Genomic DNA, 2,002 nt, shown 5'->3' with positions numbered 1-2,002 from the left:
GCGTGGCAAGGATGGCCGGATGCTCGTTCGAGGCCACCCCGACGGCGGCGGCGAGGCTCGACGGCAACAGCTTTGCCACCGGCGAAGCGCCCTTGAGCTTGCCCGGCTCGTCGCCGCCGTCGGGGTGGCCTCGAACGAGCATCCGGCCATCCTTGCCACGCAGCATCTGGTCGACGCCGCCGCGTTTTCGGTGAAGTCGGCCGAAGGCGCGCTGTTGCCGCAGCTGTCGGCTTCCGCCGGCGTTTCGAGCGCCTATCGCAATACCTCGCCTTTGCCAGGCGTCGGTTCGCAGGATGGCACGACCAATTCGGCCAGTGTCGGGGCAACGCTGACGATCCCGATCTATTCGGGTGGCCGCACCTCGGCGATCGTGCGCCAGAACAAGGAATCACTCAGCCAGGCCCGCATCCAGGTCGACGTCAGCCGCGACCAGGTACGCCAGGCCGTCACCGCCGCCTGGACCGAGTATACCGCCGCGCAGCAGCAGCTGACGGCCAACAGGCAAGTGATCGAGGCCGCGAAGCTGGCACTGAACGGTGTCATCGAAGAACGCAATGTCGGCCAGCGCACCACGCTCGACGTCCTCAACGCACAGGCGACGGTCATCACCGCCCAGATCAACCAGGCCGGTTACGAGCATGATGTGGTGGTGGCGAGCTACGCCATCCTGCAGGCGACCGGCCGTCTGTCCGTGGACCGCCTTGGCTTGCAGGTAGCGAAGTACAAGCCTGAAGAGCATTACAACGCGGTCAAGGACAAGTGGTACGGCCTGCGCACGCCGGACGGCCGCTGAGGCGTTCGGCCAGGACTGGCCGTGTTCCCCGTTTGAGCAGGATCTTTCGCACTCGGGTTCAGATCGCGCTAATCTGTTGAAATCCCACAAGTCCCCAGATTGGGGATTCTCGTGCGGCGATCCGTCGGTTACGCTGTCGCCATGATTCGATCCGGCTCTGCCGGAGCGGAAACCCACAGGGGTCACAAAGGCGGCGGATGTGACGATGGCAACGGCAAGCAGCGCACAGCGCGAACCTTCCATGGAAGAGATACTGGCTTCCATCAGGCGGATCATCGAGGACAGTGACGGCGGCCGCAAGCAGCCGGGCGACGCCGATGAGCTGAGCCAGGATCTGGAGCGCGCGTCGAGCGCCTATGCGGCCCCCGACGTGGAAGCATTCCGTGCCGACCTGCATGCCGCCCCCGAAGGCAGGAAGCCGGTCACGCGGGCGGAAGTCCAGGCACAGTTGCCGGCGGCCGAGCCGGTGGTCGCGCGCATGGAAACGCCTGCGCGCCCCGATCCCAGCCCGGCAAAGCCATCGATGACACTTGCCGAAGTTAGCGCCCGCGTCGCCGCCGAGCCAATCACGGTTGAATCGCCGGGATCGCGTCCTGTCGCCGACGCTTCCATCGCCGATTGGCGTCGTGAGATCGCCGCGGTCGGTGAGCAGGCGAGGGCGGTGTCGGACCGGAGCGAGGCACGCAAGACGGCTGCCCAGCCGTCCGTGGAGACTCCAAGGGACGAACCGACCGCGAAAGTAGCCGTCGAACCCGAGCCGTCTCGTCCGGATGCAAGCGTGGTGCGGCCGGTGGCGGCCAGCGACGCGCCGCGTCCGGCGATCGTTTCCGAGCATACCGGCCGTCAGGTCGCGGCTGCCTTTGGCGAGCTTTCCGATGCGTTTGCCAGCCGCAGCAAGAAGACATTCGACGAGATGGCCGAAGAGATGCTGCGGCCGATGCTGCAGGATTGGCTGGACAACAATCTGCCGACACTGGTCGAAAGACTGGTGCGCGAGGAGATCGAGCGCGTGGCGCGCGGGGCGCAGTAGCTCCCCATGCCGATTGCTAGAGGAAACGGCGCCTTCGTGGCGCCGTTTCTTTTGGTGAGGTCAGTTTGTTGGCAGGACGGCGGATCGCTTTCCGTTGAAATGACCAAGGCCGCGCCTATCTGGTTGTGAGGGTCCGAGACAGCCCTTGCGGTTGACTTGGCCAAAACCTTCCGATTTAC

At 65.4% G+C, this 2,002-nt stretch carries 1 protein-coding gene and 1 pseudogene; both read left to right on the top strand.

Going from position 1 to position 2,002, the window contains the following annotated elements; genetic code table 11:
• Positions 1-112 precede the first annotated feature (112 nt).
• Positions 113-793, top strand: a pseudogene (locus tag EN906_RS25620) (TolC family protein); the annotation flags it as partial.
• Positions 794-998: 205 nt separating this feature from the next.
• Complete coding sequence (locus tag EN906_RS25615) at positions 999-1,823, top strand: PopZ family protein (protein WP_127375469.1); 825 nt, start codon at positions 999-1,001, stop codon at positions 1,821-1,823.
• Positions 1,824-2,002 lie beyond the last annotated feature (179 nt).

It is taken from the genome of Mesorhizobium sp. M7A.F.Ca.CA.004.06.1.1 (assembly GCF_003999135.1).
Classification (GTDB): domain Bacteria; phylum Pseudomonadota; class Alphaproteobacteria; order Rhizobiales; family Rhizobiaceae; genus Mesorhizobium.
The sequence above is the reverse complement of the archived record's forward strand: the minus strand, read 5'-3'. Positions and strand labels throughout refer to the sequence as shown.

What these genes read in the sequence shown, in the direction of transcription:
- EN906_RS25615 (WP_127375469.1), top strand. Translation starts at nt 999, where the DNA reads ATGGCAACGGCAAGCAGCGCACAGCGCGAACCTTCCATGGAAGAGATA.